Origin of the sequence: Ancrocorticia sp. (genome assembly GCF_052089425.1) — a bacterium.
Classification (GTDB): domain Bacteria; phylum Actinomycetota; class Actinomycetes; order Actinomycetales; family Actinomycetaceae; genus Ancrocorticia.
In genome coordinates this window covers 1-4,920 of sequence record NZ_JBQCZW010000065.1, presented here as the reverse complement: position 1 = coordinate 4,920, position 4,920 = coordinate 1, and the positions used below count along the sequence as shown (strand labels likewise).

General features: G+C 57.1%; 9 protein-coding genes. 7 read left to right on the top strand and 2 right to left on the bottom strand.

The annotated features are described in order from the left end of the window. Both ACTHV6_RS11760 and ACTHV6_RS11755 read left to right on the top strand, forming a co-directional pair. Positions 1-215, top strand: a 215-nt coding sequence (locus tag ACTHV6_RS11760; RefSeq protein ID WP_441387811.1) for a hypothetical protein, incomplete at its 5' end; no start/stop codon positions are given. 82 nt (positions 216-297) lie between these two features. Continuing rightward, a complete protein-coding gene (locus ACTHV6_RS11755) occupies positions 298-600 on the top strand; it encodes a TM2 domain-containing protein (protein ID WP_441387810.1) in 303 nt (100 codons plus the stop codon). A 26-nt stretch (positions 601-626) separates the two neighbouring features. On the opposite strand, the gene ACTHV6_RS11750 is transcribed toward ACTHV6_RS11755, so the two are convergent. Then, positions 627-908, bottom strand: a complete 282-nt coding sequence (locus tag ACTHV6_RS11750; RefSeq protein ID WP_441387809.1) for a hypothetical protein — start codon at positions 906-908, stop codon at positions 627-629. 190 nt (positions 909-1,098) lie between these two features. Here ACTHV6_RS11750 and ACTHV6_RS11745 point away from each other — a divergent pair, with 190 nt between their 5' ends. The 5 genes from ACTHV6_RS11745 to ACTHV6_RS11725 all read left to right on the top strand — a co-directional run bounded on the left by ACTHV6_RS11745 (position 1,099) and on the right by ACTHV6_RS11725 (position 3,919). Beyond that, the gene (locus tag ACTHV6_RS11745) at positions 1,099-2,022 is read left to right on the top strand and encodes a hypothetical protein (RefSeq protein WP_441387808.1); all 924 of its coding nucleotides are present in this window, start codon (positions 1,099-1,101) and stop codon (positions 2,020-2,022) included. A 23-nt stretch (positions 2,023-2,045) separates the two neighbouring features. Further along, complete coding sequence (locus ACTHV6_RS11740) at positions 2,046-2,576, top strand: hypothetical protein (protein ID WP_441387807.1); 531 nt, start codon at positions 2,046-2,048, stop codon at positions 2,574-2,576. A 24-nt stretch (positions 2,577-2,600) separates the two neighbouring features. After that, positions 2,601-3,158, top strand: a complete 558-nt coding sequence (locus tag ACTHV6_RS11735; protein WP_441387805.1) for a helix-turn-helix domain-containing protein — start codon at positions 2,601-2,603, stop codon at positions 3,156-3,158. Continuing rightward, entirely contained in the window at positions 3,145-3,492 is a 348-nt protein-coding gene (locus ACTHV6_RS11730) for a helix-turn-helix domain-containing protein (RefSeq protein ID WP_441387804.1), read from the top strand. The genes ACTHV6_RS11735 and ACTHV6_RS11730 overlap by 14 nt, the downstream gene beginning before the upstream one ends. A 124-nt stretch (positions 3,493-3,616) precedes the next feature. Continuing rightward, positions 3,617-3,919 carry a hypothetical protein gene (locus ACTHV6_RS11725; protein WP_441387802.1) on the top strand — a complete coding sequence of 101 codons (303 nt, stop codon included), beginning with the start codon at positions 3,617-3,619 and terminating at the stop codon, positions 3,917-3,919. Between the two features lie 147 nt (positions 3,920-4,066). Here ACTHV6_RS11725 and ACTHV6_RS11720 read toward each other — a convergent pair. Next, positions 4,067-4,920: glycosyltransferase (locus ACTHV6_RS11720; protein WP_441387801.1), on the bottom strand; the 854-nt coding region annotated here is incomplete at its 5' end.

Sequence of the window (4,920 nt, the reverse complement as noted above, 5' to 3'; positions counted from 1 at the left end):
ACGACAACCGTAGATACGGGTCGCCTAGCACAAGCTGGCGCCACGAAGAGATTTCACCCATCTTGGACTACGAGAATGAAGTGTCATGGGGAGACTGCCTTCGCGGGTGGGTATTGACTGAAGCCGACGACGACTCCAACATCACGAAGATTCGCTACTTCAATAGCCAGTCAGAGGAAGTCGGCAACGAAGAGATTATCTGGGAAGTCTCCTGAGACTCCGGCCCTATTCATAGACCACTTCGAACCACCCATGCTGTACAACCGCAATTTCATCGCATTTAACCCAGGAGGAATCATGGCAGACGGATCACAACTTATGGCAGCACAACTCGCCTACGACAACGAGAAGAAGAGTGCAGGGCCCATGTGGCTTCTGTGGCTGTTCACCGGCGCGCTCGGTGGACATAGGTTTTATCTTGGTGATACTGGATATGCTCTTGGGCTGCTATTTACCCTCGGCGGCTTCGGATTCTGGGCACTCATCGATGCATTCCTCATCAACGGACGTCTGAAGCGAGTGAACTCGCAGAAGCAGCAGGAGATCTTCGGGCGTTACCAGATCACCCCGCCTCATGCGCCCGTGAATACCCAATCGTAAAGTGATTCCGACGCCCCTGCCCTGAACTAGCAGGGGCGTCGCTTCCCCTCCCACCACACGCCAACCGGCCGCAGCCACACCCCGATCATCGAGCAGCGACGGTCCTTGAGCTCGACGAAGATCGCGCCGTCGAATCCGAGCCGTGTCGCCATGCCGTCGACGCCCTCGGCCCCGTCATACTCCCAGTCGATGCGGGCACGCACCGGCAACGGCGGGCGGTCCTGGAATGACCCACGGGCGCCGGCATCGTTGAGGATCTTCTGCCAGTACCGCCAGGTGGCTGTGCCGTAGTCTGCGGATTCGTCCATGCGTTCTATTATTTCTTGCTTCGTGAAGCCCCCGGTAACGAAACGGCTACCTTTTGACTTCCAATGTCGAGCTACGCGAATTCAAGCAACAGCTCGGAATAGCATGCCCGTAGTCGCATCGTCACACTGACGGACGATGGGGAGAACTGGATGTCATTTTCTAGCTACAAGAAGGGGTACGAACGAGCCCATGCCGAATGGAAAAAGGCGATTCGTCTACTTATACGAGATCGTACACAAGGATAAAAACGATGTGCGCCAACGGATCACACCAGGCTTTTGGGGTCGATTCCACTCACGACTAGCGGGACTGAAGCAGGAAGACCGGAGGCTCGACTATCGCGGGAGGCGATACATAGGCCATGCTTACACCGCGAAATCGCCGGCGGTTGATTACTTCTACTTCTGTAAAGCTCGGCCTGGCGCCGATTGGCCCGATGTTGAAGCAGCAGGCGGTTCCGCTGCAGCGCTTTCATTGGATCCCGACGAACGCTTAGTCGAACCAATATACATGCTGCCCTTTCGTGATGAGAATATCGTGGCTTCGGTCAGGACATCAGGCGGACCACTGCCTCAATCTATCGAGTCATGGCTGAATATGATTCACGCCGAAGAACTCGATGATGGTTGGTTCGAACTCTGGCCAGTTGTGAACGAAAACCAGCGCTTACGCTTAGAAGCTTCAACCGGTGCCACGATGGTCGACGTCAAGACCAAACCCGATCCTCAGTCAGATCCCGCGCAGGGTATTGAAGGTGGCCTGGAACAACTCGAGAACGAGTTTCCGAGCGCCTCGTTGAATCTAAAACTGAGTTACGGTGTAGGATTGCCCGGCGAAGATGACTCAAGTCGTCTGCTTGGCTTTGTTCGCCGGCTATTTCGAAACCAGGAAGGCACAGCACGCCTGAAAGCGACGCTCCTTCGCCCGAGCGCCAATGGCGGCGAGATCCGAGACAAAATTGACTTCCTGAAGGACCGGGTGCGCTATTCTGAGGTCTTCGGACACAGTGAAGACTACCCCGCTTCGCCCGGAGAGATACTTGAGGGGCTGGCATCTGCTCTAAGGAAGTACAGAGAGGATCTATTGGAGATGGCTCACGATGAGTTAGAATAGGTGTTCTAATAAGGGGGAGGATTATGGGCGAATCATCAGGTCGCTCCTCGGCGATCACCTACTTCGATTCCCACCCGCTCGGTATCCCCGTAGTGATGCTCATTGGCTGCGCTGTATATGTGGCTGTACTGGTGGTCGGCCGAGTTTTTCACCTTTACGATGCATACCCAGAAGCTGAGTCGCTCGCTATGTTGGGTGACGTCTATATAGGCTTCGCGAGTGCAATCGCAATCGTCGCGGGGTTCGCCGGCGTGGTAGTCGTATTCGTTTATTCCGCCGCGTCAAAAGCGTTCGTATCGTTCAGGGTGACAGCAGAGCCCGAACTCATGGAAAATTGGCGCTCTGTCGTGGTTTGTACGTTCACTGCCGCTCTTGGATTTTTGGCTTCCGCACTCGTGAACGTCATTGCCTCCCCGATCGCGGCCTGGTGCATGGCAATTTTCTGCTTAGCCTTGACGCTAGATTCGGTCGCTCGTGTGATCCGGCAGTTTTTCGTGATGCTGCGAATTGCTCGCGCAGACGATGGCCAGAAAATCAATAACTCGAAATTCTGACTCGCTCGGTCTTTCCAATCGACAATGGCCCGGCGCCACCGTGAGGTGCGGCCGGGGCTTTTGTTGTGCCAATTTGCGCTAGCCTGTTGCCATGTTCTCGATGACGAGCCCAGCATGAGCACCTGTGCAGTCGTGTGGTGCGACCGAACAGCGGTGGCGCGTGGATTGTGCAAGCGATGCTATGCGCGGTACAAGCGTGGAGTGAGCCCGGTGGGCGGAGCGCGCCGGTACGCGACGAAGCAAGACCGTGAGCGTCTTCGCTACGAGGTCTCCCGGCGCCGCGAGTCTGGTGAGAGTCTCGGAGACATTGCGGCCGCCGTCGGGGTCAACACAACCACCCTGCGAAATTGGCTCCGTGACTGGGATATCGAGCCAGTGGTCGAACATGCAGAGCGTCCGAGGCCCGCGAATCTCTGGCAACCGTGGAGTCGAGAGCATATCGAGTTCGCCATCTCGCGTACAGACTTAACTATTGCTGAACGCGCCGCGGCACTGGGGCGCTCTGTGTCGTCGATCGAGGAGATCACTCGGAAATACGGTCCCCAGGTTAGAGACGGAGGCAATAATCATGGTGACAGATAGCAGTTATATTCCACTCGGTCACGCCATACGTCGAGCTCGATTACGGCTCGAGTTCAACCAGCACGAGTTCGCAGACCGGTTGAATTCGGAGCATGGTGGGAATTGGAGCCAGGTCAAAGTCTCCCGAGTTGAAGCATACGGTCGAGAGCTCAACCTGCAAGAACTCATGACCATCGTTGACGTCCTCGGCATCGACGCCTTGCGCGGCACCTACGAGATGGACCAGATCCTCGGGGTCGCCAGTGAGTATGCTCAATCGCTTAAGACTGCGATGTTGGATGCGATCGACGGGCTTGAATCTGCACACAAAGCCCTCACCGACGGACTGTCGTGAGCGGGTGAAACGACGAATGGCCCCGTCCCCACGTCGTGTGAGGCCGGGGCCAGTGTACGGAAACGTTATCGACCCGTTAGCCCTGCCGAGGCTCCCTCTATATGACTACAAATAAGATTGGATCATGCATCAGAACTACGATCCACAGCCCCCGCAGGTAGCGCCTGCAATGAGGCCCAAGAACGGCTTCGGAACCGCATCGCTCGTGCACGGGGTCGCCGCCGCCACTGCAGCCCTCACCTCTCCCCCGACGGGACAGGGCATAACCTTATCTCTAATCCTGGGCATTCTGGGTATCGTTTTCGGGTGTATTGGAATCCAGAAGGCCAAGGCGGGCTACGCCACAAATCTCCCCTCAGCAATTTCCGGCGTAGCCATCTCGCCGGCTGCGTTCCTCATATCGCTCGTCGCCTACTGGATAGTCTGACCGGGCAAATCAAAAAGATCCCCTCGGAGCCCCTTAGCCTTATGCTTTGGGGCCCTGAGGATGCAGTCGTGGCGTACACGCGAACGGATCTGACGATCGCAGAGCGCGCCGCGGCACTGGGACGCTCTGTGTCGTCGATCGAGGAGATCATTCGGAGGCATGGACCGGGCCCGGTGCCAACGTCTTGAGTACGCTCGACCAGCGTTCGAAACTCCTAGCGGGACTATAGTCGCCGGCGCGCTCTACTGCTGCCTGTCGCATGGATTCGCGCTCTGAGCTGGGGAGTGCGATGAACTCCTTGATCGTGGCCGCCAGGGCGCCGATGTCACCGTAGGGGACGATGAAGCCGTTGACTCCGTGGGTGATGATGTCTCGGGGACCGTAGGCGATGTCATAGAAAATGGGGATGCAGCCGGCGGCCATGGATTCGATGAGTACGAGCGGATGCCCCTCGCTGGTGCTTGTGAGTAGTGAAAATGAAGAGGCGGCGAGTCTTTCGGGCACATCGCTGACTTGACCGAGAAATTTCACTGACCCCTCGAGGCTGAGTTCGTCGACTAGCGCCTCGAGGTTGCGCCGTTCGACGCCATCGCCGCACACTTGCAGCGAAACACCTGTGCCATCTTCTCTAGTTGCATGGATTGCTCGAATAGCGTGGTCGACTCGTTTGAGCTCGGACAGCGTGGCAACAATGGTTCCCGCCGACTCATTTCGGTTCTGGTCGTCATCGGCGGTGTACGCCTCGGCCGGAAGGCTACTGGGGATGATGCGCGTGTTCGTTGTGTCGATGCCACGGGTGGCGAGTGTGTCTCGTTGTTGCTCGGTTTGGAGTGCGACGAGGTCGAACCCGGCCAGGTTGTTGATGGTGTTGCGGCGTGCTTTGAGGATGGGTCCGTGTGGTCCTTCGGTTGGTTGGGGCTGAACCCTGAGTGGTGGACACGCTGAGACTGGCCCATAATGGGCCGGAGAATGCGAGTAGAAACCATGCCAAAGAAGAAGTA

Coding starts and splice junctions, on each gene's coding strand:
- ACTHV6_RS11755 (WP_441387810.1), top strand. CDS start 298: ATGGCAGACGGATCACAACTTATGGCAGCACAACTCGCCTACGACAAC.
- ACTHV6_RS11750 (WP_441387809.1), bottom strand. CDS start 908: ATGGACGAATCCGCAGACTACGGCACAGCCACCTGGCGGTACTGGCAG.
- ACTHV6_RS11745 (WP_441387808.1), top strand. CDS start 1,099: ATGCCGAATGGAAAAAGGCGATTCGTCTACTTATACGAGATCGTACAC.
- ACTHV6_RS11740 (WP_441387807.1), top strand. CDS start 2,046: ATGGGCGAATCATCAGGTCGCTCCTCGGCGATCACCTACTTCGATTCC.
- ACTHV6_RS11735 (WP_441387805.1), top strand. CDS start 2,601: ATGGCCCGGCGCCACCGTGAGGTGCGGCCGGGGCTTTTGTTGTGCCAA.
- ACTHV6_RS11730 (WP_441387804.1), top strand. CDS start 3,145: ATGGTGACAGATAGCAGTTATATTCCACTCGGTCACGCCATACGTCGA.
- ACTHV6_RS11725 (WP_441387802.1), top strand. CDS start 3,617: ATGCATCAGAACTACGATCCACAGCCCCCGCAGGTAGCGCCTGCAATG.